Genomic DNA, 21,500 nt, shown 5'->3' with positions numbered 1-21,500 from the left:
GCCGGCACGCGCGGATGCAGTGCGGGGCGGCGGGTCGTCAGTCTGTCTTGGGCTTGAGCCAGGAGAACAGGGAGTTGGCATCCGCCGGCGGCTTCTTCAACTCCGCCACCACGACGATGCGCTTGACTTCGCCGCGCTTGAAGGCGGCAAGGAACTTCTCATATTCCTTCACCGACACGCAGCCGTTTGAATCGCCGCGCGGGCCGAGCATGTAGGGGTGCACGAGGATGCCGGCGCGGCCGTACATCTTGCCGGTGCCCACCGGGTTCATGCGCACCGCCTCCACCCCGTGGAAGCGCGATTCGCGCATGGTCAGCGAATAGGTGTTGGGCGGGGTGGGGCCCACCATGCGGCGCGAGACGTGGCGCACGTCGTCCATCATCTCACCATAGCCGGAATGGGCCTCGAAGCGGTCGCCGCCGGGCATGTAGAGCTTGCGGCCCTTGATGTCGTACACGGCATAGTCGCTTTGCGGCGTGGGCAGGGCCACGTCGTCCTCGCCCAGCGGCGTGTCCGCCGGGGCCGGGGGGGCGGGAGTGTCGCCCAGCGGCGCGGCGGGATCGGGCAGCGAGGCGTAGGCCAGGCGCTGGTCGCGCACCAGGGGATTGCGCTGGGGCAGGGGGGCGGCGGTGCCCGGGTCCGTGCCCTGGAGGCTCTGGGCGTCGCCGGGGGCGCGGCCGGCGAAGAGAGGGTTGGCCGCCGGCAGCGGCACGCTGCGCGTCACCTGCACGGTGGGCGCCCTGGGCGCATCGGCGGGCGCGGCGGCGCCGGTGAAGGCCCGCCCGTCCAGCCCGAGGGAGGTGGCATAGAGCCGGGTTTCCTCGATTTCGAGGGCGCCGGAGGGGGTCAGGAAGGTGATTTCGGTGACGCTCATGCCCACTGCGGCGAGCACCTGCGCCTGCGGAACCGTGGCCGGCTCGGGAACGTTGAAGCTGAAGGAGCCCTGGGTTGCCCACACCGCGCCCAACGTCACCATGAGGCCGAAGGCGATACCGGCACCGACCCCGATCAGGGTTCCGTGCCGCAGGGTGCCGCGCGGACGCCCCTCCGGACCCAGCGGGTCGAAGAAGTTCTCGTCTTCCTGCGGTGTCCAGTTCGTGTGACTCATGGTCCCCGCTATTCGACCTGACGGCCGCACCCGGCCTCGTTCATCCCTCGCAGGGCCACCTGGTTGCGCCCGACGACCTCGGACCCGGCGGTGAGCCCGCCCGGCCTGCCGGCGCCATGGACGCTGTGCACGTGCGAGAAACACACGGCCTGCCAGCCCCGCGAACCTGCCGAAATCCGGTAACGATTCCCTTTACGCCACCCCCTACACCAGATCACGAGGGCGAGAACATGGCCGCATCACGGCCCCGTGAGTCCCGCCGGAGCGTGCAGACTAGCAATCTGCGGCCGCCTTGGCGAGTGCGACCCATGACCCAGGGTGAGGCGATGCCGCGCCGCAGCGTGCGGGGCTGCGGCGCGGCGCGGGCGGCTCAGCGCAGCACGGGCATCACGAATTCCGCGCCGGTGCGCACGCCCTGCGGCCAGCGGGCGGTGGTGGTCTTCAGCCGGGTGTAGAAGCCGACGCCTTCCAGGCCGTAGACGTTGCGATCGCCGAAGATGGACCGCTTCCAGCCGCCGAAGGAGTGGTAGGCGATGGGCACCGGGATGGGCACGTTGATGCCCACCATGCCGGCCAGCACGCCATAGTCGAACGCCCGGGCGGTGGCGCCGTCCGCGGTGAAGATGGCGGCGCCATTGCCGTATTCATGGTCGTTCACCAGCTTCAGCGCCGCGTCGAACGTATCCGTGCGCACCACGGAGAGAACGGGGCCAAAGATCTCCTCCTGGTAGATGCGCATCTCGGGCGTCACGTGGTCGAACAGGCAGCCGCCGAGAAAATAGCCGTTCTCATGGCCCTGCAGCTTCAGCCCGCGGCCGTCCACCACCAGGCTGGCGCCTTCCTTGACGCCGAGGTCCACATAGCCGGACACCTTGGCCAGGTGCTCGCGGGTGACGAGGGGGCCCATCTCGCTGTCGGGATCATTGCCGGGACCGACGCGCAGCGCCTGCACCCGCGGCGCCAGCTTTTCCATGAGCGCATCGCCGATGCCGCCCACGGCCACGGCCACGGAAACCGCCATGCAGCGCTCGCCGGCGGAGCCGTAGCCCGCGCCCATGAGGGCATCCACGGCCTTGTCCAGGTCGGCGTCGGGCATCACCACCATGTGGTTCTTGGCGCCGCACAGGGCCTGCGCCCGCTTTCCGTGCGCCGCCGCCGTGCGGTAGATGTATTCGCCCACCGCGGTGGAGCCCACGAAGCTCACCGCCGCCACCCTGGGATGGGTCAGCAGCGCATCCACCGCGGGCTTGGCGCCCTGCACCACGTTGAACACGCCCGCCGGCAACCCGGCCTGCGCCAGCATGTCGGCCAGGCGCAGGGCGGCGGAGGGGTCCTTCTCCGACGGCTTGAGCACGAAGGTGTTGCCGGTGGCGAGGGCCACCGGGATCATCCACAGGGGCACCATGGCCGGGAAGTTGAACGGGGTGATGCCCACGCACACGCCCACCGGGTGGCGCATGGAGAAGGTGTCGATGCCGCGGCCCACCTGGTCGGAAAACTCGCCCTTGAGCACGTGGGGGATGCCGCAGGCGAATTCCACCACCTCGATGCCGCGGGTGATCTCGCCCCTGGCGTCATCCACCGTCTTGCCGTGCTCGCTGGTGATGAGGGCGGCCAGCTCGTCCAGGTGGCGTTCCAGCAGCTCCTTGAAGCGGAACATCACCCGTGCCCGCGCCGGGGCCGGGGTGGCGGCCCAGGCCGGCAGGGCGGCGGCGGCGGCGGACACCGCTTCGTCCACGCGGGCGGCATCGGCGAGGAGGACGCGGCCGGTCTCCTCCCCGGTGGCGGGGTTGAAGACGGGGGCGGTGGTCTCGCCCTGCGCCGCCGTGCCGATGTGCCGGCCGGCGATGTAATGGCCGATGGTGTGCATCTCGCGTCTCCTGAAGGTCCGGGAGCCGCAGGGAAGCTCTGGCAGCAGCGCACATCAACCGGTAAGGTGGCGCATTCATTCCGCGAATTTAGGCGTTCATCATGGCCGGTGCGGTGAACTGGGACCACGTGCGCATCTTCCTCGCCGTGGCGCGGGACGGGCAGATGCTCTCTGCCGCGCGCAGCCTCGGCCTCGATCACGCCACGGTCACCCGCCGCCTCAATGCGCTGGAGGCGACGCTGGGGGCGAAGATGTTCGCCCGCCGGCCCACCGGCTGCACCCTCACCGCGGAGGGCGAACGGCTCCTGCCCGGGGCGGAGCGGATGGAAACGGAGATGCTGCGCGCCCAGGAGCTGCTGAAGGCGGCCGCGCGCATCGACGGCACGGTGCGCATCGGCGCGCCGGACGCGTTCGGCACCTATTTCCTCGCCTCGCGCCTGCCGCGGCTGGTGGAGCGCCACGCCGGGCTCGTGCTGCAGCTGGTGCCGCTGCCGCGCACCTTCTCCCTCTCCCGGCGCGAGGCGGATATCGCCGTGGTGCTGGACCAGCCCCAGGAAGGGCGGCTCTACGGCCGCAAGCTCACGGACTATACCCTCGGCGTCTATGCCGCCCGGGCCTATCTGGAGCGCACGGGGCCGGTGCGCGCGGCCGCCGACCTCGCCGACCGCACCGTGGTCACCTATGTGGACGACCTCGCTTATTCATCCGGGCTCGATTATGCCGGCGCGGTAGCGAAGGGCGCCGGCCGGCGCTTCGAATGCGCCAGCGCGGTGGGGCAGTTCGAGGCGGTGCGGGCGGGGGCGGGCATCGGCGTGCTGCATGATTACGCCGCCGCCGCGCATGAAGACCTGGTGCGCATCCTGCCCCAGGTGCGGTTCGAGCGCAGCTACTGGCTGGTGGTGCATGCCGACATGCACGGGCTTAAGCGCATCACCGAGACCGAGCGCTTCATCGTTGACGAGGTGAAGGCCGTCCGCGCCCGCTTCCGCGCCTGAGGTGCGCGCCGGCCGGGCGATGGCGGCCGGCTTCCTCCCGGAATTGGAGGGCGGTTCACCGCTCCTGTGGACCCGCCTCCGCCACGATGTCCGCCAGCACCGGCCCCACGCCCGCCCGGAAGGCGCGCACGGCGTCGCGCACGATGGGGGTGAGGTCGTCCGGCGTCTGCGTGCCGTAAACATAGCGGCGGATGGCGAGGTAGAAGATGCGCCCGTGCAGGCCCCAGAACAGTTCCGCCTCGCGCTCGCCCACCGGCACCTGCGCCGGCGGCGGCAGCTTCAGTTCGGCCCGCAGCTCGGCGCAGGCGGGCAGGATGATCTTCTCGCGCACGATGGCGAGGTAGCGGGAGGTGATGTCGAAGGACTTCAGCCCGGAGAAGGCGAAGATCCGCACCCAATGATAGTCGAACACCCGTTCCACATATTCAAGGTAGAATTGGGTGAGGCGCGCCTCCAGCGGCCGGCTGCGATCGGTGACGAGACTGGCCCAGCCGTCGTTCCAGCGGCTCAGGTAGACATGCTCGTAGACCCGCTCGATGAGTGCTTCCTTGGAGGGAATGTAGCGGTAGATGGCGGAATGGGTGATGCCCATGCGCTTGGCCAGCTCGCGCGTCTGCCCCTCGAAGCCGTGCTCGGCGAAGAAGCGTACCGCCTCTTCGATGATGGCCTGCTCGCGGTCGGCGGCGCGCATGTGGCGGCGGCGCGGCCGCTGGGCCGGATCGTCTGAGGTGTTTTCGGGCAAAGGCTTCACCGGCTGTCCTGGAGCGCGATTCACCGATCAAATTGACTCAATCTGATCGGTGAATCGCCCTCTAACTTGAGGATAGGGTCCCCGTCGCGTCCCGCGGGCCGCCTGCCTGCGATAGCGCAACCGGCCGCCGCCACCAAGGGGGAGGGGCTGTCCGGGAGGGCAAGTGACGGCCAAGATTAAAAGCTATATATAAATGACAATAACGCTTAATCTGCGTTGAAATACAGGGCCATTCGGCAATGCAGCAAGTTATTCCCCAGTGGAGGGCATAATTCCCGTTGACGCCCGCCCCGGTCCGCATCATCTTGTGACCAAGTGGTCACAAAAATGAAGCCACACGCCACCGGGAGGAGTGCCGTTGAAAGCCCGTGCTTTCGCCTATGCGCGTCCGCGCACCCTTGGAGAGGCCCACGCCGCCTATGCCGGGGCGCAGGGGGACGCCAGCTATATTTCCGGCGGGCAGAGCCTGGTGCCGGCTCTGGCCATGCGCCTGCAGGCGCCGCAGGTGCTCATCGACCTTGCGGGAATCGAGGCGCTGCGTGGGGTTTGGCTGGACGGCGGGGTGCTGCGCATCGGCGCGCTGACGCGCCATGCCGAAGCCCTCACCGACCCGTTGATCTGCACCCACGCGCCGCTTCTGGCCGCCGCCGCCCCGTTCGTGGCGCACCCTGCCATCCGCAACCGCGGCACCCTCGGCGGCAGCGTGGCGCTGGCCGATCCCGCCTCGGAATTCCCCGCCATGATGCTGGCCATGGACGCCGAGATGGAGATTTCCGCCCCTGAAGGCACCCGGCGCGTGCCAGCGGGCGAATACTTTCAGGATCTCTACCAGACCGCCATTGAGCCGGGCGAAATCCTGGTTGCCCTGCATGTTCCGGCGGTGGGGCCGCGCCATTGCTGGGCGTTCGACGAACTGGCCCGCCGCCGCGGCGACTATGCCATGGTGGGCGGCGGCATCCTGGCCGAATGCGACGGCGGCATCATCCGGGCCATCCGCATCGCCTTGTTTTCCGTGGGGCCCACTCCGGTGCGCGCCCGCGGCGCGGAACAGGCGCTCGCCGGCCGTGCGCCCGACGCCGAAGCCATCGCCGCCGCCCAGCGCGCCCTCGACACCGACATCGACCCCCTCGACGACGAGGAGGTGCCCGCCGCCATGCGCCGCCACCTCGCCCGCGTGCTTTTGGGCCGCCTGCTGCGCCAGCTGGAGATCGCGCGATGAACATGATGGCCACCGGCCTGGTGCCGGTCTCGCTCACGGTCAATGGCGCGCCGGTCGCCCGCATGGTGGCGCCGCGCACCACGCTGGCCGATTTCCTGCGCACCGAACTGGAGCTGACCGCCACCCACCTGGGCTGCGAGATGGGCGCCTGCGGCGCCTGCCTGGTGCTGCTGGACGGCGTGCCGGTGCATTCCTGCCTCGTCTTCGCCGTGCAGGTGGAAGGGCAGGCGGTGGAAACGCTGGAAGGCCTCGTGGCGCGCGGCGCGCTGGCCGGGCTCCAGCAGGCGTTCCATGCCCGCAACGCCCTGCAATGCGGCTTCTGCACGCCGGGAATGCTGGTGAACGCTTACGCCCTGCTGGAGCGGGGCGGCGTGCCCGGCCGCGCGGAGATCCGCGATGCCATCTCCGGCAATTACTGCCGCTGCACCGGCTACGAGGCCATCGTGGACGCCATCGAGGCCGCCGCGCGCGCCGCCAACGGGGAGGATGCGCGGTGAACGCCCCCTTTGATCCCCCCGAGCGGGCCGCGCCCCATCTTCAGCCCGGCGTGCATGTGGGCCGGCCCCTGCCGCGCCCCAATGCCAAGCGCCTTGCGGCCGGGCGGGGCAATTATGTGACCGACATGAAGCTGCCGCGCATGCTGCACGCGGCCTTCGTGCGCTCGCCCTTCGCCCATGCCCGCATTGTCCGGGTGGATGTGGCGGCGGCTCGCGCCGCGCCCGGCGTGGCGCTGGTGGCGACCGGGGCGGACCTTGCGCAGCTCTGCACGCCCTGGGTGGGCACCCTCGACCATTTCAAGGGCATGAAGTCCGCGCCGCAGCTGCCCCTGCCGCTGGAGCGCGTCACCTGGTGCGGGCAGGCGGTGGTGGCCATCGTCGCCGAAAGCCGCGCCGCCGCCGAGGATGCGGCCGAGCTGGTGGAGGTGGAGTATGAGGAGCTGCCCGTCCTCGCCGACCTCGACACGGCGCTGGCCCCCGACGCCCCCCGCCTGGTGGAGGGCTTCGCCGACAACATCTGCTTCCGCAGCGCGCTGGAGAGCGGCGCGGTGGACGCATTGTTCGCCGGCGCGGCCCATGTGGTGGAGGCGGAGATGGTCTTCGGCCGCCACACCGGCGTGACGCTGGAGCCGCGCGCCCTCATTGCCGATTATGACGCCAGCGAGCACCGCCTCACCGTCCACCACGGCACCCAGACCCCGTTCCAGTTCCAGGACCTCTATGCCCGCCACTACGGCATCCCCGAATCCCGGGTGCGGGTGGCGGCGCCGGACGTGGGCGGCTCCTTCGGCGTGAAGCTGCACGTCTACCATGAGGACATGGCCGTCATCGGCCTGTCCATGCTCGCCGGGCGGCCGGTGAAATTCGTCGCCGACCGGCTGGAGGCCTTCGTCTCCGACATCCACGCCCGCGACCACCGGGTGAAGGCGAAGGCCGCGGTGGATGCGGATGGCCGCATCCTCGCCATGCAGGTGGAGGACGAGACCGCCATCGGCGCCTTCTCCACCTATCCGCGCACCAGCGCGGTGGAAGGCAACCAGGTCATCCGCCTCGTCGGCGCGCCCTATCGCCTTCAGGGCTATCGCGCGGGCCTGAAGGTGGTGTTCCAGAACAAGACGCAGACCAGCCAGTATCGCGCCGTGGGCCACCCCATCGCCTGCGCCGTCACCGAGCATCTGATGGACCGGGCGGCCGCCCGCGTGGGGCTCGACCCGCTCGCCATCCGCGCCCGCAACCTCATCCCGGACGACGCCTATCCCTGCCAGTCTCCCACCGGCTACTGGTTCGAGAAGCTCTCCCATGAGGCCTGCCTCGCCCGGCTGAAGGCCCTGATGGACTACGAGCGCCTGCGCGCCGAGCAGGAGGAACTGCGCCGGCGCGGCATCTGGCGCGGCATCGGCCTTGCGACCTTCGTGGAGATCACCAATCCCACGCCGGCCTTCTACGGCATCGGCGGCGCGCGCATCTCGGCGCAGGATGGGGCGGTGCTCACCGTCACCCCCTCCGGCGAGGTGCGCTGCCTCATCTCCGTCACCGAGCAGGGGCAGGGCACGGAGGCCATCATCGGTCAGGTGGTGGCCGATTATCTCGGCGTGTCCCGCGACATCGTGAAGGTCATCACCGGCGATACGGAAGTCACCCCCCACGGCGGCGCCACCTGGGCCTGCCGCGGCGCCGGCATCGGCGGGGAAACGGCGCTGCAGGCGGCGAAGAAGCTGAAGGCCAATGTGCTGGCGCTGGCCGGCGCCATCCTCCAGGCCCGGGCCGGCGATCTCGACCTGGTGGACGGGCAGGTGGTGGAGCAGGCGAGCAGCGCGGTGCGCCTGCCGCTGTCGGAGGTGGCACGCATCGCCTATTTCCGCTCCGACACCCTGCCGCCCGGCACCGAGGCGCAGCTCACCGTCGCCCATCATTATGCGCCTTCGGGCTATCCCTTCGCCTTCACCAACGGCGTGCACGGCTGCCATGTGGAGGTGGATGCGGAGACCGGTCTTGTCAAAATCCTCAAGCACTTCGTGGTGGAGGATTGCGGCCGCATCATCAATCCGCTGCTGGTGGAAGAGCAGGTGCGCGGCGGCGTGGTGCAGGGGCTGGGCGCAGCCTTCTTCGAGGAGTGCCGCTACAGCGACACCGGCCAGCTCACCAATGGCTCGCTGGCCGATTATCTCGTGCCCATGGCGTGCGAGATGCCGGACATGGTGATCGACCATGTGGAGACCCCCACCCGCGACACCGAGCTTGGCGCCAAGGGCTGCGGCGAGGCCGGAACCGCGGCGTCCTCCGCCGCCGCCCTCAATGCGGTGAACGACGCGCTGGCTCCCCTGGGCGCCCTTCTCACCCAGATCCCCATGACCCCGGCGCGCATCCTGAAAGCGCTGGGCACCTTCTGACGCCACCGAACGCCGACGCCAGACGACGACCAACGAACAAGACCATTCGGGAGGATTGAATGACCGGACAGAACGAGCGTCCCTTCTCCAGCGTATCGCGCCGTGCCGTGCTTGCCGGGCTCGGAGCCGGCGTCGGCCTCATGGCCGCGCCCGCCATCGTGCGGGCCCAAAGCGAGACCATCCGCATCGGCTTTCCCACCCCGCTCACCGGCCCCTTCGGCGCCGAGGCGAAGGACCAGGTGAAGAGCGCCGAGCTGGCGGTGAAGCTCGCCAACGACAAGGGCGGCATCGCCGGCCGCAAGGTGGAGCTGCTGGTCCGCGACGACAAGCTCAATGCCGGCGAGGCGGCCACCCGCACCCTGGAGCTGATCGAGAAGGACAAGGTGCATGCGGTGGTGGGCGCCCTCTCCAGCGCCGTGCAGCTGGCGGTGAACGAGGTGACGCGCGCCCGCGGCGTCATCTACGTGTCCATCAGCCAGTCGGACACCATCAACGAGGTGAAGGACTTCTCCCGCTATACCTTCCACGAGGCGCTGAACCCGCACATGACCACCGCCGCGGTGGCGCGGGCCACCTTCAGGAAGGGCTCCAGGGTGGCCCTCCTCGGCGCCGACTATGCCTATGGCCACGAGATGATGCGCGGCTTCAAGCGTGCCGCTGGCGAGCTGGGCGCCGAGATCGTGGGCGAGATCCTGCACCCGTTCGGCGCAGCGGACTATTCCACCCTGATGCCCCGCATCCGCGCCATGAAGCCGGACATCCTCGCCATCTGCAACTTCGGTCGCGACCAGGCCAATTCCATCAAGCAGGCCAACGATTTCGGCATGAAGAAGCAGATGCAGATCGTGGTTCCGGTGCTGCTGCACAACCAGCGCATCGCCGTGGCGCCGGAGGTGTTCGAGGGGGTGATCGGCGGGGCGAACTATTATTGGGAGTTGGAGAACGGCGTTCCCTCCGCCAAGACCTTCAATGCGGCCTACAAGGCCGCTTACGGCAGCCTGCCCACGGATTACGGCGCCTATGGCTTCACCGGGGTTTCGGCCCTGCTTCTCGCCATGGAGAAGGCCGGCGGCACCGACACGGACAAGGTGATCACCGCCCTGGAAGGGCTGAAATACGATGTGGCCAAGGGGCCGCAATATTTCCGCACCTGCGACCACCAATCGGTGCAGTCGGTGCTGGTGCTCAAGTCCAAGCCCAAGGCCGAGATGAAGAGCGATCAGGACCTGTTCGAGATCATCCAGAACGTGCCCGGCTCGGAGCAGATGCTGCGCTCCTGCGGTGAGCTGGGCTTCCCGACCTGAGGCCACGGACAGGAGCCCCTCTCCCGCTTGCGGGGCGAGACCGGCGCAGACCCTCTCCCGCTTGCGGGGCGAGACCGGCGCAGCCCCTCTCTCCCGCTTGCGGGGCGAGACCGGCGCAGACCCTCTCCCGCTTGCGGGGGAGGGCAGGGAGGGGGAAAGCGGTGCTTCCGCCTCAGCCGACCGTGCTGAATGGAGGGGCCTGCCCTCTCCCCCGCAAGCGGGAGAGGGAGATCAGTGTGCAGGCGGGAACGCCGGTCCCGCCCGACATTCACCCCTCCCCGCAGGCGGGGATGACGCCTTCGCCCGATTGCCCCGAACGATTGCCCCGAAAGACCGCCCATGGACCTCGAACTCATTCTCATGCAGCTGTTCTCCGGCCTGGCGCTGGGGTCGATCCTGGTGATGGTCGCCCTCGGCCTCACCATCGTGTTCGGCATGCTGGGCATCGTGAATTTCGCCCATGGCGCCCTGTTCATGGTAGGCGCCTATGCCGGCCTGTGGATCGCCGCGCAGACCGGCAGCTTCTGGTGGGCGCTCCTCGTCGCCCCCATCGCCATCGGCGTGCTCGGCATGGTCATAGAGCGCTTCCTCATCCGCCCGCTCTACGGCCGCACGCCGGATGATCCGCTGCTGCTCACCTTCGGCCTCGGCTACGTGCTGGTGGAGAGCGTGCGCATCACCTTCGGCACCGACGGCATCCCGTTTTCCGCGCCGGAGGAGTTGCAGGGCGTGGTGGACCTGGGGGTGGGCTATTTCCCCCTCTACCGGCTGTTCGTGATGGGCGTGGTGGCGGCGGTGCTGGTGCTGCTGTGGCTGGCGCTGGAGAAGACGCGCTTCGGCCTCATCGTGCGGGCCGGGGCGCGCGATCCCCTCATCATGAAGGTGCTGGGCGTGGATGTGGGCCGGCTGTGGCTGCTGGTGTTCGGCCTCGGCGTGGGGCTGACCGCACTGGGCGGCGTGCTGGCGGCCCCCATGCGCAATGTGAGCCCGGAAATGGGCACCCTGGTTCTGGCGGAAGCCTTCGTCGTCACCGTCATCGGCGGCATGGGCTCGCTGCTGGGGGCGGTGGTGGCCGGGCTCCTCGTGGGGGTGGCGGTGAGCATGACGGCTTTGTTCGCCCCCGAGATGGCAACCATCGTCATGTTCGCCCTCATGGCCTTCATCCTGCTGGTGCGCCCGCAGGGGCTGTTCGGCCGGCCGGGCGTGGGCGCATGAGCGGATTTGGCGCGTGAGCGGAGACGAGACCATGACCCCTTCCGAACTCGCCGCCGGGCGGGTGGTGCACCGCCGGCCGCTTTCTGCCGGCGCCGTGCTCGATCGCTGGCGCGTGCCCTTGTCCATCGGCGTGCTGTGCGTGCTGCCGTGGGTGCTGCCGTCGCAGGCGCTGGCGGTGAACGTGCTCATCTACGGGCTGTTCACCGTGGGCTTCAACCTGCTGTTCGGCTACACCGGCCTGCTCTCCTTCGGCCATGCCGCCTTCTTCGGCGGCGGGGCCTATCTGACGGGAATGGCCATCGCCCATTTCGGCCTCGGCTGGTTTTCCGCCATGCTGGTGGGCGTGGGCGGGGCGAGCCTGCTGGCGGCGGTCGTCGGCGCCCTCTCCATCCGCACCCGCGGCATCTATTTCTGCATGGTGACGCTGGCCCTGTCCCAGCTGGTCTATTACCTTGCCTTGCAGGCATCCGGCTGGACCGGCGGCGAGAACGGCCTGCGCGGCTTCACCGTGGCGAGCGCGGACATTCTCGGGCTCGTCTCGGTGAACCTGCTCGACCCGGTGCAGAAATACTATTTTCTCATGGTGTTTGCGGCGCTGGCCCTGTGGTTCGTCTCGCGCGTGCTGAACTCGCCCTTCGGCGCGGCCATCGAGGCGGTGCGGGAGAACGAGACCCGGGCACGGGCCTGCGGCTTCGACGTGGAGCGCACCAAGCTGCTTTCGTTCGTGCTCTCGGGCGCCCTGTGCGGCCTCGCCGGCACGCTCTCGGCCCTGCACCTGTCCATCGTGCCGCTGGATGCGCTGGGGGTGCACACCTCGTCCATCGTGGTGATGATGACCATGCTGGGCGGCGTCGGCTCCTTCTTCGGGCCGTTCGTGGGGGCGCTGGTGTTCCTTTTGATCGAGGATGTGGCCTCCCTGTGGACCTCCCACTGGCAGCTCATCGTCGGCATCGTCTTCATCGTCTTCGTGCTGTTCCTGCCCAAGGGCATCTGGGGCAGCCTCATTGCCCGCGCCCGCCGCGAGGGGGAGACTGCGCGATGACCGCCCTCATGACCGTGCAGAACGTGGGCCGCTCGTTCGGCGGCTTCGTCGCCCTGGCCGACATCACCACCCGGTTCGAGCGCAACAAGGTGACGGCGGTGATCGGCCCCAACGGGGCCGGCAAGAGCACCTTCTTCAACGTGCTCTCGGGGGTGCTCGCCCCCTCCACCGGCTCCATCACCTTCAAGGGGCAGGAACTGAAGGGGCTGAAGCAGCACCGCTTCGCCCATCTGGGCATCGCGCGCTCCTACCAGATCACCAATCTGTTCCCCGCCCTCACGGTGGAGGAGAATGTCCGGGTGGCGGCGCAGGCCCTGCGCACCCGCTACGATGTCTTCTCCCACCGCGCGCGCTATCCTGAGCTTGCGGAGAAGGCGGAGGCCGCGCTGGGCCAGGTGGGGCTCCACCACCGCCGCGGCCGCATGGCGCGCGACCTCGCCCATGGCGAGCAGCGGGCGCTGGAGATCGCCATCGCTTTGGTGGCCGCGCCCGAGCTGCTGCTGCTGGACGAGCCCACCGCCGGCATGGGCCCGGAGGAAACCAAGGAGATGGTGGCGCTCATCGAGCGCCTCGCGGCGGACCGCACCATCCTCCTGGTCGAGCACAAGATGAAGATGATCCTCGGCCTGTCCGACCGCATCCTCGTGCTTCACCACGGCCGGCTGATCGCCGACGGCACGCCGGCCGCCGTCCAGGCCGACCCCGAGGTCCGCCGCGTCTATCTGGGGCAGAACGATGGCTATGCTTGAGGTTTCAGGGCTCAACGCCTGGTATGGGCCGAGCCATGTGGTGCACGATCTGTCCTTCGCGGTGGAGGAGGGGGAGATCGTCGCCCTGGTGGGCCGCAACGGCGCGGGCAAGACATCCACCCTGCGCGCCATCATGGGGCTGATGCCCCGGGCGGAGGGGCGGGTGACCTTCAACGGAACCGACCTCCTGCCTTTGGGCGCCCACGCCCGCTTCCGCCTGGGCCTTGCCTATGTGCCGGAGGAACGGCGCATCGTCTCCGGCCTCACGGTGCGGGAGAATCTGCAGCTCGGCCTGGTGGCCGCCGGCCGCACCGACGAGCGCGCCGCCATCGACGAGATCGCCCGCAGCTTCCCGCGCCTGAAGGAGCGGCTGACCCAGCAGGGCACCACCATGTCGGGCGGCGAGCAGCAGATGCTGGCCATCGCCCGCGCCATCATCGCCCGGCCGAAGATGGTGCTGCTGGACGAGCCTTCCGAAGGCATCATGCCGGTGCTGGTGGAGGAGATGGGCGCCCTGTTCCGCCGCCTGCGCGACCAGGGCACCACCCTGTTGCTGGTGGAGCAGAATGTGGAATGGGCGCTCAACCTCGCCGGCCGCGCCATCATCATCGACCAGGGCGAGAAGGTGCATGAATCCAGCGCCGCCGCGCTGCTCGCCGACACCGACATCCAGGACCGCTACTGCGCGGTCTGATCACGGGGCAGGACACCATGGAACTCACAGGCGAATACCGCATCAACGCCCCGCGCGAGACGGTGTGGCAGGCGATCCTCGACCCGCAGATGCTCCGCCGCTGCATTCCCGGCTGCAAGGAACTGGAGCAGACCGGGGACAATGCCTATGCCGCCAAGGTGCAGGTGAAGGTGGGGCCGGTCTCGGCCACCTTTGCCGGCACGGTGGAACTGGTGGACATGGAGGCGCCCGCCGGCTGCCGCATCGTCGGGCAGGGCAATGGCGGCATTGCCGGCTTCGCCAAGGGCGAGGCGAAGGTGTCGCTGGCGGAGGATGGCGCGGACACCCTCCTCGCCTACGTGGCCGACGCCCAGATCGGCGGCAAGCTCGCCGCCCTCGGCGGCCGGCTGGTGCAGGCCACCGCGAAGAAGCTCTCGGACCAGTTCTTCACCGCCTTCGCCGAGGCGCTGAACGCGCCCGCGGAGACGGCGCCGGAGGCGGAGGCCTCCTGAGGCGACCTTCGCCCTCTCACTTAAGGATAGAGAACGCGTTATCCGACCAGCTTGCGGTGCAAGCTGGTCGGCGCGTGCTCTAGAGCGCGATCCGATCAAATGGAACCCATTTGATCGGTGAATCGCCCTCTCACTTAAGGATAGAGAACGCGTTATCCGACCAGCTTGCGGTGCAAGCTGGTCGGCGCGTGCTCTAGCCGAGCTTTTGCGCATAGTCGTCCGGCTTGAAGCCCACCAGCAGGTCGTCGCCGGCTTCCAGCACCGGCCGCTTGATCATGGAGGGCTTCTCCAGCATCAGCGCGATGGCGCGGGCCTCGTCCAGGCCCTCCTTGTCGGCGTCGGGCAGCTTGCGGAAGGTGGTGCCGGAGCGGTTGAGGAGCTTTTCCCACCCGGCCTTGCGCACCCAGCCTTCGAGCCGCGCGCGCTCGATGCCCGCGGTCTTGTAGTCGTGGAAGACGTAGGCCACGCCGTTGGCGTCCAGCCACGCCCGCGCCTTCTTCATGGTGTCGCACGCCTTGATGCCGTAGATCGTCGCGCCCATCAGCAAATCCCCTTCACCGCAAAGCCGGATTGAAAGGGGGAAGGCTATAGCAAATTGCCCGCGCGGGGTGGACGCCCCCGCGGATGGTCTCCACCGGCGCCGCGCGGCGCCTGGTCACCGCAGGTCCGGCGGCCAGGCGAGGCCGGTGCGGCCTTCCGGCTCGTCCGGCGCCGCGGCGGCGCTCACCTCGGCGTCGGAAAGGCCGAGGGCGCGCAGCACCTCGCCGGTGCGGTCCGACAGATCGAGGGGCCGCGCCAGCGCCGGCGTGCGCGACAGGCGGGGCACCGCCGGCACGCGCTGCGGCCCGCAGCCGGGATGCCGGGCGGCCACGTGGGGGTCGCTCCAGGTCTCGTCCGGCGCCAGCACCGGGGCGACGCAGGCGTCGGTTCCGGCGAACAGGGCGGTCCAGTGGTCGCGGGGGGCGCAAGCGAAGGTGCGGGCCAGGGTGCGCTCGATGGCCGGCCATTGGGCGCGGTCCATGTGGTCGGGCGCCGCCCCCAGCTCCAGCGTGCGCCACAGGGTTTCGAAGAAGCCGCGCTCCAGCGCCCCCACGGCCATGAAGCCGCCGTCCGCGCAGGCATAGGTGCGGTAGAAGGGCGCCCCGCCCCCCAGCAGCCCGTCGCCGCGCTCCGGCCACAGGGGGGTCCGCCACAGGGGCAGGTGCATGGCCATGAGGGAGAGCGCGCCGTCCATCATGGCCGCGTCGATGAACTGCCCCCGGCCCGATGCCTTCGCCTCCACCACGGCCGCAAGGATGCCGATGGCGGCAATCAGGCTGCCGCCGGCGAAATCGGCCACCAGATTGAGCGGCGCTTCCGGCGGCGCCCCCTTGGGGCCGAGGCCGCCGAGCACGCCCGAAAGGGCGAGATAGGTGATGTCGTGCCCGGCCTCCTTCGCCCGCGGGCCGTCCTGCCCGAAGCCGGTGAGGGCGCAGTAGACGAGGCGCGGATTGAGGGCGGAGAGTTCGCCATAGCCCGCGCCGATGCGGTCGGCGACGCCGGGGCGGAAGCCCTCCACCACCACGTCCGCCGTCTTCGCCAGCGCATGCAGCGCGGCGCGGCCGGCGGGGGCCTTCAGGTCGAGGGCGATGTGGCGCTTGCCGCGGGAGAATTCCGGGATCGCGACGCCGGCCCGCCCGCCGCCCACCACGATCACGTCGGCGCCGAGGTCGGCCAGCAGCATGGTGCAATAGGGGCCGGGGGCGAGGCGGGACAGATCCACCACGCGGATGTCGGCGAGGGGGCCGCGGGAAGCGTTGGCGTCGGACATGGCGGTTCCTCGGTTCGTCCTCCGGCTCGCCCCCGCTCCTGCTTGCGGGGGAGGGGGTGGCGGAGGGGACTTGGCAGGTGTGCACGGGTCCGGTTCGCCCGGCATTGATCTGCGGGGAAGGGGCGGCCCCTTCCAGCCCTCCCCCGCAAGCGGGAGAGGGCGCGTCGTCACAGCCCCCGCGCGATGACGATGCGCTGCACGTCGCTGGTGCCCTCATAGATCTGGCACACCCGCACGTCGCGATAGATGCGCTCCACCGGGAAATCGGCGAGGTAGCCGTAGCCGCCATGGATCTGGATGGCGGCGGAGCAGACCTGCTCGGCCATTTCTGAGGCGAACAGCTTGGCCATGGAGGCTTGCGTGAGGCAGGGCAGGCCGGCCTCGCGCAGGGCGGCCGCGTGCAGCACCATCTGCCGCGCGGCTTCGATGCGGGTGGCCATGTCCGCCAGGCGGAAGGCGATGGCCTGATGCTCCATGATGGGCTTTCCGAAGGTCACGCGCTCGCGGGCATAGGCCCGTGCCGCCTCGAACGCGGCGCGTGCCATGCCCACGCACTGGGAGGCGATGCCGATGCGCCCGCCTTCCAGGTTGGCCAGCGCGATCTTCAGCCCCTCGCCCTCGGCACCCAGGCGCAGATCGGCGGGAAGGCGCATGTCGTTGAAGGCGAGCTGGCAGGTGTCGGAAGAATGCTGGCCCAGCTTCTCCTCCACCCGCACCACCTCATAGCCGGGGGTGTCGGTGGGCACGATGAAGGCGGAAAGGCCCTTCTTGCCCGCATCGGGATCGGTGACGGCGAACACCACCACCATCTGCCCGTTCTTGCCGGAGGTGATGAACTGCTTGGCGCCGGACAGGATGTAATGGTCCCCGTCGCGGCGGGCGCGGGTCTTCAGGTTCGCAGCGTCCGAGCCGGCCTGGGGCTCGGTGAGGGCGAAGCCGCCGATCCATTCGCCGGAGGCGAGCTTCGGCAGGAAGCGCTCCTTCTGCGCCTCGGTGCCGAACTTCACCAGCGGCATGCAGCCCACGGAGGAATGCACGCTGAGGATGGTGGAGCAGGCGCCGTCCGCCGCCGCGATCTCCTCCAGCGCCAGGGCATAGGACACAAGGTCGGTCTGCGATCCGCCATAGGCTTCCGGCACCAGCATGCCGAGGAAGCCGAGGGCGCCCATCTCCTTCAGCTCGGCGCCGGGAAAGCGGTGCTCGCGGTCGCGGGCGGCGGCGCCGGGGGCGAGGCGCTCGCAGGCGAAGGCGCGCACCGCCTCGCGGATCTCGGTCTGGGTTTCGGTGAGGATCATGGGGGGCTCCTCCGGGAGTGGTTCCTGTCGCGGTGGGACCCCTCTCCCGCGTGCGGGAGAGGGCGGCGAGGCAAACCTTCCTCAGCCCACCCGCTCGATGGCCACCGCGGTGGCCTCGCCGCCGCCGATGCACAAGGAGGCGATGCCGCGCTTCATGCCGTAGCGTTCCAGCGCGGCCAGAAGCGTCACCATCACCCGGGCGCCGGAGGCGCCGATGGGATGGCCCAGCGCGCAGGCGCCGCCGTGCACGTTCACCTTGTCCTGCGGCAGGCCAAGGTCGTGGATGGCCACCATGGGCACCACCGCGAACGCCTCGTTGATCTCGAACAGGTCCACGTCCGCCAGCGCCCAGCCGGTCCTTTCGGCGAGCTTCTGCACCGCGCCCACGGGGGCGGTGGTGAAGAGGTTGGGCGCCTGGGCGTGGGTGGCATGGCCGGCGATGACGGCGAGCGGGGTGAGGCCGCGCTTCTCGGCTTCCGAGCGGCGCATCAGCACCAAAGCGGCGGCGCCGTCGGAGATGGAGGAGGAATTGGCCGCGGTCACCGTGCCGCCGTCGCGGAAGGCGGGCTTCAGGGTGGGGATCTTGTCCAGCTTCGCCTTGGGCGGCTGCTCGTCCGCCGCCACCACGCGCTCGGCCTTGCCGGCCTTCACCGTCACCGGGGTGATCTCGGCGTCGAAGGCGCCGTCGGTCATGGCCTTCTGGGCCTTGGTGAGGGAGGCGATGGCGAAGGCGTCCTGCGCCTCGCGGGTGAACTGGTAGGCCTGGGCGCAATCCTCGGCGAAGGTGCCCATGAGGCGGCCCTTGTCGTAGGCGTCCTCCAGCCCGTCGAAGAACATGTGGTCAAGGACCTTGCCGTGTCCCATGCGGTAGCCGCCGCGGGCGCGGTCCAGCAGATAGGGGGCGTTGCTCATGCTCTCCATGCCGCCGGCCACCGCCACCCCGGCAGAACCGGCGAGGAGGAGGTCGTGGGCGAACATGGCGGCCTTCATGCCCGAGCCGCACATCTTGTTGACGGTGGTGGCACCGGAGGAAAGGGGCAGCCCGGCGCCGAGGCCGGCCTGGCGCGCCGGCGCCTGGCCGAGGCCGGCGGGCAGCACGCAGCCGAACACCACTTCGTCCACCTGGTCCGGCGCGAGGCCGGCGCGGGACAAAGCGGCGGCGATGGCCGCGGCGCCCAGCGCCGGGGCGGCCACGTCCTTCAGGTCGCCCTGGAAGCCGCCCATGGGCGTGCGGGCGGCGCCGACGATGACGATGGGATCAGCGGCAGTCATTTTCATTTTCCTCCCGGTGTTGCGATGGCGGCCGGCGCCGGCGCACCCGGCAGCGGCCGTGGTGTGGCTGCCGTCAGCGCGGCGGCATCCGCAGCGCGCCGTCGAGGCGGATCACCTCGCCGTTCAGCATGGTGTTCTCGCAGATGTGCCGCACCAGGGCGGCATATTCCGGCGGGCGGCCGAGGCGGGGCGGGAAGGGCACGGTCTTGCCCAGCGAATCCTGCACTTCCTGGGGCAGGCCGGCCATCATCGGGGTCTCGAAAATCCCCGGGGCGATGGTGACCACGCGGATGCCGAAGCGCGCCAGCTCCCGCGCCACCGGCAGGGTGAGGGCCGCGACGCCGCCCTTGGAGGCGGCATAGGCGGCCTGGCCGATCTGGCCGTCGAAGGCGGCGATGGAGGCGGTGTTGATGATGACGCCGCGCTCGCCTTCCGCGTCGGGCTCTTCCTTCACGATGGCATCGGCGGCGAGCCGCAGCATGTTGAAGGTGCCCACCAGATTGATGGAGACGGCGCGGGCGAAGCTGTCCAGCCGGTGCGGGCCGTCGCGGCCCGCCACCTTCTCGCCGGGGGCGACGCCGGCGCAGTTCACGAGGCCGTGGAGGTGGCCGAAGGCCTCCCTGGCGAGGGTGACGGCGGCGATGCCGTCAGCCTCGCTGGTGACGTCGGCCTTCTGGAAGCGCACCGCATCGCCCAGCTCCGCGGCGATGGCCTCGCCGGCTGCGGCGTTGATATCCACACCCACCACCCTGGCGCCTTCCGCCACCAGCATCCGGGTGACGGCGGCACCGAGGCCGGAGCCGGCGCCGGTGACGAGAAACACGCGGCCTTCGATCTTCATGGTTTCCTCCCGGGATGATGCCTGGGCCGTCCCCGCCGGGTGGGAAGGCCGGTTGCCGCCTCTACGCTCAAGAAGAGAGACCGTCATGTGCTGTAGCCACGATGGGTGTGGCATTCGATGGCGGAAGCGATCTAAATTTTTGAGCGATTCTGCCATATGCGAGAATGGAGCCCCGCCCCTTGGAACGGCGCATGATATCCGCCCGCTTCGTGGACGATGCGCTCGATTGCCTGACAGGGCGGGGCATCGACCCGCAGCCGGTGCTGGCGCGGGCCGGGCTCGTTCCGCCAGTGTTGGGGCATGTTTCGGCGGAACAGTACGGGGCGCTTTGGACGGCGGTGGCCGAGGCCCTCGACGACGAATTCTTCGGCCTCGGCGCGCGTCCCATGCGCTGCGGCAGCTTCACCCTGCTGTGCCATGCCCTGATGGGCGCGGCGACGCTGGAGCAGGCGCTGAAGCGCGCCCTGCGCTTCCTGCGCGTGGTGCTGGACGATCCGGTGGGCAAGCTGGAGGTGGCGGAAGGGCGCGCCGCCATCGTGCTGGAGGACCGCGGGGCGGCGCGCTCGGCCTTCGCCTATCGCACCTACTGGATCATCGTGCACGGCATCACCTGCTGGCTGGTGGGCCGGCGCATTCCATTGCGGCAGGTGGATTTCCGCTGCGGGCCGCCGGCGCACGGGGCGGACTACGGCCTGTTCTTCGGCGCGCCGGTGCGCTTCCATGCCCCGGTCAGCCGGCTGGTCTACGATGCCGACTTCCTCAAGCTGCCGGCCCATCGCAGCGAGCGGGCCCTGCGCGATTTCCTGCGTGCCGCGCCGGCCAACATCCTGGTGCGCTACCGGCATGATGCCGGCCTTGCCGCCAAGGTGCGGGCGCGGTTGCGCGACCTGCCGGCGAGCGCGTGGCCGGGCTTCGAGGACCTCGCCCGGCAATTGCGCCTGCCGGCGTCCACCCTGCGTCGCCGGCTGGCCCATGAGGGCCGCACCTATCGCGACATCAAGGACGAGCTGCGCCGCCTGAAGGCCGAGGCGCTGCTGCTCTCCACCGCCTTGCCGGTGGGGGACATTGCCGCGGAGCTGGGCTTTTCCGAGCCCAGCGCCTTCCATCGCGCCTTCCTGAAGTGGACCGGCCTCAGCCCCGGCGCCTTCCGCCGCAGGCCGGCGGACTGAGCCGCCTCAGCTCGCCTGCGCCTGCACTTCCCCGCCGGCCTGCCCGATCTGCTCCAGATGCTCCTGCAGGGCGAGGCGATCGAGGGAGCGGATGGGCAGGGCGACGAAGATGGCGATGCGCCGGTCCAGCAGCCGATAGGCGTCGGCGAAGGCGAAGGACAGGTCGGTGGCGGTGCCGCCGACGACCTTGGGGTCGGGAATGCCCCAATGGGCGGACATGCGATGCCACGGCTCGCCGGGAAAGGTGGGGCAGGTCTCGTTGGCGGCGTCGTCGCAGACGGTGAACACGAAGTCGAAGTGCGGCGCGTCGGGGCCTGTGAATTCGTGCCAGCTTTTCGGGCGCAGGGCGCTCACGTCGTAATTCAGGCCGGCGAGCAGCTTCAGCGTTTCCGGGTGCACCTGCGCCGCGGGGGCAGTGCCGGCGGAATAGGCGCGGAAATGGCCTTTGCCCAGCCGGTTGAGAATGCATTCGGCCATGAGCGAGCGCGCCGAATTGGCGGTGCACAGGAACAGGACATTGAAAACGCGGTCGTCCGACATGTCTTCCTCCACCGATTCTTTTCCGCCGCCGGAGCCCGCGCCGGCCGGATGGCCCGGCGGTACGGCGCGTGGCGCTTCAAGGCACCGGCCCCGCGGCGCATCGACCGGGCGGGTCGCGGCAGCATGAGCGTTGCCCGGCTCCTGGGCGAGTCCGGTCCGACAACGCAAACGGAGGCCAGGCCGGCCTGTCAACACGTATCTTGCCGGCCGCTGGCAAGACGCGCGACGAGGTGGCGTCCGCCGCCGGT

General features: G+C 69.8%; 20 protein-coding genes. 11 read left to right on the top strand and 9 right to left on the bottom strand.

Features of this window, described 5'->3' with window-relative positions; all coding sequences use genetic code 11:
* Window positions 1–37 precede the first annotated feature (37 nt).
* Together ACI7BZ_RS16870 and ACI7BZ_RS16865 are read right to left on the bottom strand one after the other, a co-directional pair.
* Window positions 38–1,108 (bottom strand): DUF2778 domain-containing protein, encoded by a 1,071-nt coding sequence (locus ACI7BZ_RS16870; protein WP_414118312.1) that lies wholly within the window; start codon window positions 1,106–1,108, stop codon window positions 38–40.
* A gap of 370 nt (window positions 1,109–1,478) precedes the next feature.
* A complete protein-coding gene (locus tag ACI7BZ_RS16865; RefSeq protein ID WP_414118311.1) occupies window positions 1,479–2,978 on the bottom strand; it encodes a CoA-acylating methylmalonate-semialdehyde dehydrogenase in 1,500 nt (499 codons plus the stop codon).
* A 113-nt stretch (window positions 2,979–3,091) separates the two neighbouring features.
* Here ACI7BZ_RS16865 and ACI7BZ_RS16860 point away from each other — a divergent pair, with 113 nt between their 5' ends.
* Window positions 3,092–3,973: a LysR family transcriptional regulator gene (locus ACI7BZ_RS16860; RefSeq protein WP_414119195.1), complete on the top strand. Its 882-nt coding sequence runs from the start codon at window positions 3,092–3,094 to the stop codon at window positions 3,971–3,973.
* A gap of 55 nt (window positions 3,974–4,028) precedes the next feature.
* Here ACI7BZ_RS16860 and ACI7BZ_RS16855 read toward each other — a convergent pair whose 3' ends face one another.
* Entirely contained in the window at window positions 4,029–4,664 is a 636-nt protein-coding gene (locus tag ACI7BZ_RS16855) for a TetR/AcrR family transcriptional regulator (protein ID WP_414119194.1), read from the bottom strand.
* Between the two features lie 418 nt (window positions 4,665–5,082).
* Here ACI7BZ_RS16855 and ACI7BZ_RS16850 point away from each other — a divergent pair, with 418 nt between their 5' ends.
* The 9 genes from ACI7BZ_RS16850 to ACI7BZ_RS16810 all read left to right on the top strand — a co-directional run bounded on the left by ACI7BZ_RS16850 (window position 5,083) and on the right by ACI7BZ_RS16810 (window position 14,325).
* Window positions 5,083–5,943, top strand: coding sequence for an FAD binding domain-containing protein (locus ACI7BZ_RS16850; RefSeq protein ID WP_414118310.1), 861 nt, complete (start codon window positions 5,083–5,085; stop codon window positions 5,941–5,943).
* Complete coding sequence (locus ACI7BZ_RS16845; RefSeq protein ID WP_414118309.1) at window positions 5,940–6,440, top strand: (2Fe-2S)-binding protein; 501 nt, start codon at window positions 5,940–5,942, stop codon at window positions 6,438–6,440. Before ACI7BZ_RS16850 ends, ACI7BZ_RS16845 begins: the two co-directional genes overlap by 4 nt.
* A gap of 50 nt (window positions 6,441–6,490) precedes the next feature.
* Window positions 6,491–8,830, top strand: a complete 2,340-nt coding sequence (locus ACI7BZ_RS16840; RefSeq protein ID WP_414119193.1) for a xanthine dehydrogenase family protein molybdopterin-binding subunit — start codon at window positions 6,491–6,493, stop codon at window positions 8,828–8,830.
* 59 nt (window positions 8,831–8,889) lie between these two features.
* A complete protein-coding gene (locus ACI7BZ_RS16835) occupies window positions 8,890–10,134 on the top strand; it encodes an ABC transporter substrate-binding protein (RefSeq protein ID WP_414118308.1) in 1,245 nt (414 codons plus the stop codon).
* Between the two features lie 339 nt (window positions 10,135–10,473).
* A complete protein-coding gene (locus ACI7BZ_RS16830) occupies window positions 10,474–11,349 on the top strand; it encodes a branched-chain amino acid ABC transporter permease (protein WP_414118307.1) in 876 nt (291 codons plus the stop codon).
* A 31-nt stretch (window positions 11,350–11,380) separates the two neighbouring features.
* Complete coding sequence (locus tag ACI7BZ_RS16825; protein ID WP_414118306.1) at window positions 11,381–12,391, top strand: branched-chain amino acid ABC transporter permease; 1,011 nt, start codon at window positions 11,381–11,383, stop codon at window positions 12,389–12,391.
* The gene (locus ACI7BZ_RS16820) at window positions 12,388–13,140 is read left to right on the top strand and encodes an ABC transporter ATP-binding protein (RefSeq protein WP_414118305.1); all 753 of its coding nucleotides are present in this window, start codon (window positions 12,388–12,390) and stop codon (window positions 13,138–13,140) included. Before ACI7BZ_RS16825 ends, ACI7BZ_RS16820 begins: the two co-directional genes overlap by 4 nt.
* Complete coding sequence (locus ACI7BZ_RS16815) at window positions 13,133–13,834, top strand: ABC transporter ATP-binding protein (RefSeq protein ID WP_414119192.1); 702 nt, start codon at window positions 13,133–13,135, stop codon at window positions 13,832–13,834. The genes ACI7BZ_RS16820 and ACI7BZ_RS16815 overlap by 8 nt, the downstream gene beginning before the upstream one ends.
* A 17-nt stretch (window positions 13,835–13,851) precedes the next feature.
* A complete protein-coding gene (locus ACI7BZ_RS16810) occupies window positions 13,852–14,325 on the top strand; it encodes an SRPBCC family protein (protein WP_414118304.1) in 474 nt (157 codons plus the stop codon).
* A 193-nt stretch (window positions 14,326–14,518) separates the two neighbouring features.
* Here ACI7BZ_RS16810 and ACI7BZ_RS16805 read toward each other — a convergent pair whose 3' ends face one another.
* The 5 genes from ACI7BZ_RS16805 to ACI7BZ_RS16785 form a co-directional block, all read right to left on the bottom strand.
* Complete coding sequence (locus ACI7BZ_RS16805) at window positions 14,519–14,866, bottom strand: ArsC family reductase (protein WP_414118303.1); 348 nt, start codon at window positions 14,864–14,866, stop codon at window positions 14,519–14,521.
* Between the two features lie 114 nt (window positions 14,867–14,980).
* Entirely contained in the window at window positions 14,981–16,135 is a 1,155-nt protein-coding gene (locus tag ACI7BZ_RS16800; protein WP_414118302.1) for a CaiB/BaiF CoA transferase family protein, read from the bottom strand.
* A gap of 167 nt (window positions 16,136–16,302) precedes the next feature.
* The gene (locus tag ACI7BZ_RS16795) at window positions 16,303–17,430 is read right to left on the bottom strand and encodes an acyl-CoA dehydrogenase family protein (RefSeq protein WP_414118301.1); all 1,128 of its coding nucleotides are present in this window, start codon (window positions 17,428–17,430) and stop codon (window positions 16,303–16,305) included.
* Window positions 17,431–17,511: 81 nt separating this feature from the next.
* The gene (locus ACI7BZ_RS16790; RefSeq protein ID WP_414118300.1) at window positions 17,512–18,702 is read right to left on the bottom strand and encodes an acetyl-CoA C-acyltransferase; all 1,191 of its coding nucleotides are present in this window, start codon (window positions 18,700–18,702) and stop codon (window positions 17,512–17,514) included.
* A gap of 73 nt (window positions 18,703–18,775) precedes the next feature.
* Complete coding sequence (locus tag ACI7BZ_RS16785; protein ID WP_414118299.1) at window positions 18,776–19,543, bottom strand: 3-hydroxyacyl-CoA dehydrogenase; 768 nt, start codon at window positions 19,541–19,543, stop codon at window positions 18,776–18,778.
* A gap of 179 nt (window positions 19,544–19,722) precedes the next feature.
* Here ACI7BZ_RS16785 and ACI7BZ_RS16780 point away from each other — a divergent pair, with 179 nt between their 5' ends.
* Window positions 19,723–20,712 carry an AraC family transcriptional regulator gene (locus tag ACI7BZ_RS16780; protein ID WP_414118298.1) on the top strand — a complete coding sequence of 330 codons (990 nt, stop codon included), beginning with the start codon at window positions 19,723–19,725 and terminating at the stop codon, window positions 20,710–20,712.
* A gap of 6 nt (window positions 20,713–20,718) precedes the next feature.
* Here the strand turns inward: ACI7BZ_RS16780 and ACI7BZ_RS16775 are convergent, their stop codons facing one another.
* Window positions 20,719–21,252, bottom strand: coding sequence for an arsenate reductase ArsC (locus ACI7BZ_RS16775; RefSeq protein ID WP_414118297.1), 534 nt, complete (start codon window positions 21,250–21,252; stop codon window positions 20,719–20,721).
* Window positions 21,253–21,500 lie beyond the last annotated feature (248 nt).

The organism is Xanthobacter sp. AM11, from assembly GCF_047444035.1.
In the GTDB taxonomy this organism is placed as follows: Bacteria; Pseudomonadota; Alphaproteobacteria; order Rhizobiales; family Xanthobacteraceae; genus Xanthobacter.
Note: the sequence above shows the minus strand (reverse complement) of the source record. Positions and strands in the feature narration are given on the sequence as shown.

Bases quoted from the DNA above. Each gene is read 5' to 3' on its own strand.
- ACI7BZ_RS16870 (WP_414118312.1), bottom strand. From the start codon at position 1,108: ATGAGTCACACGAACTGGACACCGCAGGAAGACGAGAACTTCTTCGAC.
- ACI7BZ_RS16865 (WP_414118311.1), bottom strand. From the start codon at position 2,978: ATGCACACCATCGGCCATTACATCGCCGGCCGGCACATCGGCACGGCG.
- ACI7BZ_RS16855 (WP_414119194.1), bottom strand. From the start codon at position 4,664: ATGCGCGCCGCCGACCGCGAGCAGGCCATCATCGAAGAGGCGGTACGC.
- ACI7BZ_RS16845 (WP_414118309.1), top strand. From the start codon at position 5,940: ATGAACATGATGGCCACCGGCCTGGTGCCGGTCTCGCTCACGGTCAAT.
- ACI7BZ_RS16835 (WP_414118308.1), top strand. From the start codon at position 8,890: ATGACCGGACAGAACGAGCGTCCCTTCTCCAGCGTATCGCGCCGTGCC.
- ACI7BZ_RS16830 (WP_414118307.1), top strand. From the start codon at position 10,474: ATGGACCTCGAACTCATTCTCATGCAGCTGTTCTCCGGCCTGGCGCTG.
- ACI7BZ_RS16825 (WP_414118306.1), top strand. From the start codon at position 11,381: ATGACCCCTTCCGAACTCGCCGCCGGGCGGGTGGTGCACCGCCGGCCG.
- ACI7BZ_RS16820 (WP_414118305.1), top strand. From the start codon at position 12,388: ATGACCGCCCTCATGACCGTGCAGAACGTGGGCCGCTCGTTCGGCGGC.
- ACI7BZ_RS16815 (WP_414119192.1), top strand. From the start codon at position 13,133: ATGCTTGAGGTTTCAGGGCTCAACGCCTGGTATGGGCCGAGCCATGTG.
- ACI7BZ_RS16810 (WP_414118304.1), top strand. From the start codon at position 13,852: ATGGAACTCACAGGCGAATACCGCATCAACGCCCCGCGCGAGACGGTG.
- ACI7BZ_RS16805 (WP_414118303.1), bottom strand. From the start codon at position 14,866: ATGGGCGCGACGATCTACGGCATCAAGGCGTGCGACACCATGAAGAAG.
- ACI7BZ_RS16800 (WP_414118302.1), bottom strand. From the start codon at position 16,135: ATGTCCGACGCCAACGCTTCCCGCGGCCCCCTCGCCGACATCCGCGTG.
- ACI7BZ_RS16795 (WP_414118301.1), bottom strand. From the start codon at position 17,430: ATGATCCTCACCGAAACCCAGACCGAGATCCGCGAGGCGGTGCGCGCC.
- ACI7BZ_RS16790 (WP_414118300.1), bottom strand. From the start codon at position 18,702: ATGACTGCCGCTGATCCCATCGTCATCGTCGGCGCCGCCCGCACGCCC.
- ACI7BZ_RS16785 (WP_414118299.1), bottom strand. From the start codon at position 19,543: ATGAAGATCGAAGGCCGCGTGTTTCTCGTCACCGGCGCCGGCTCCGGC.
- ACI7BZ_RS16775 (WP_414118297.1), bottom strand. From the start codon at position 21,252: ATGTCGGACGACCGCGTTTTCAATGTCCTGTTCCTGTGCACCGCCAAT.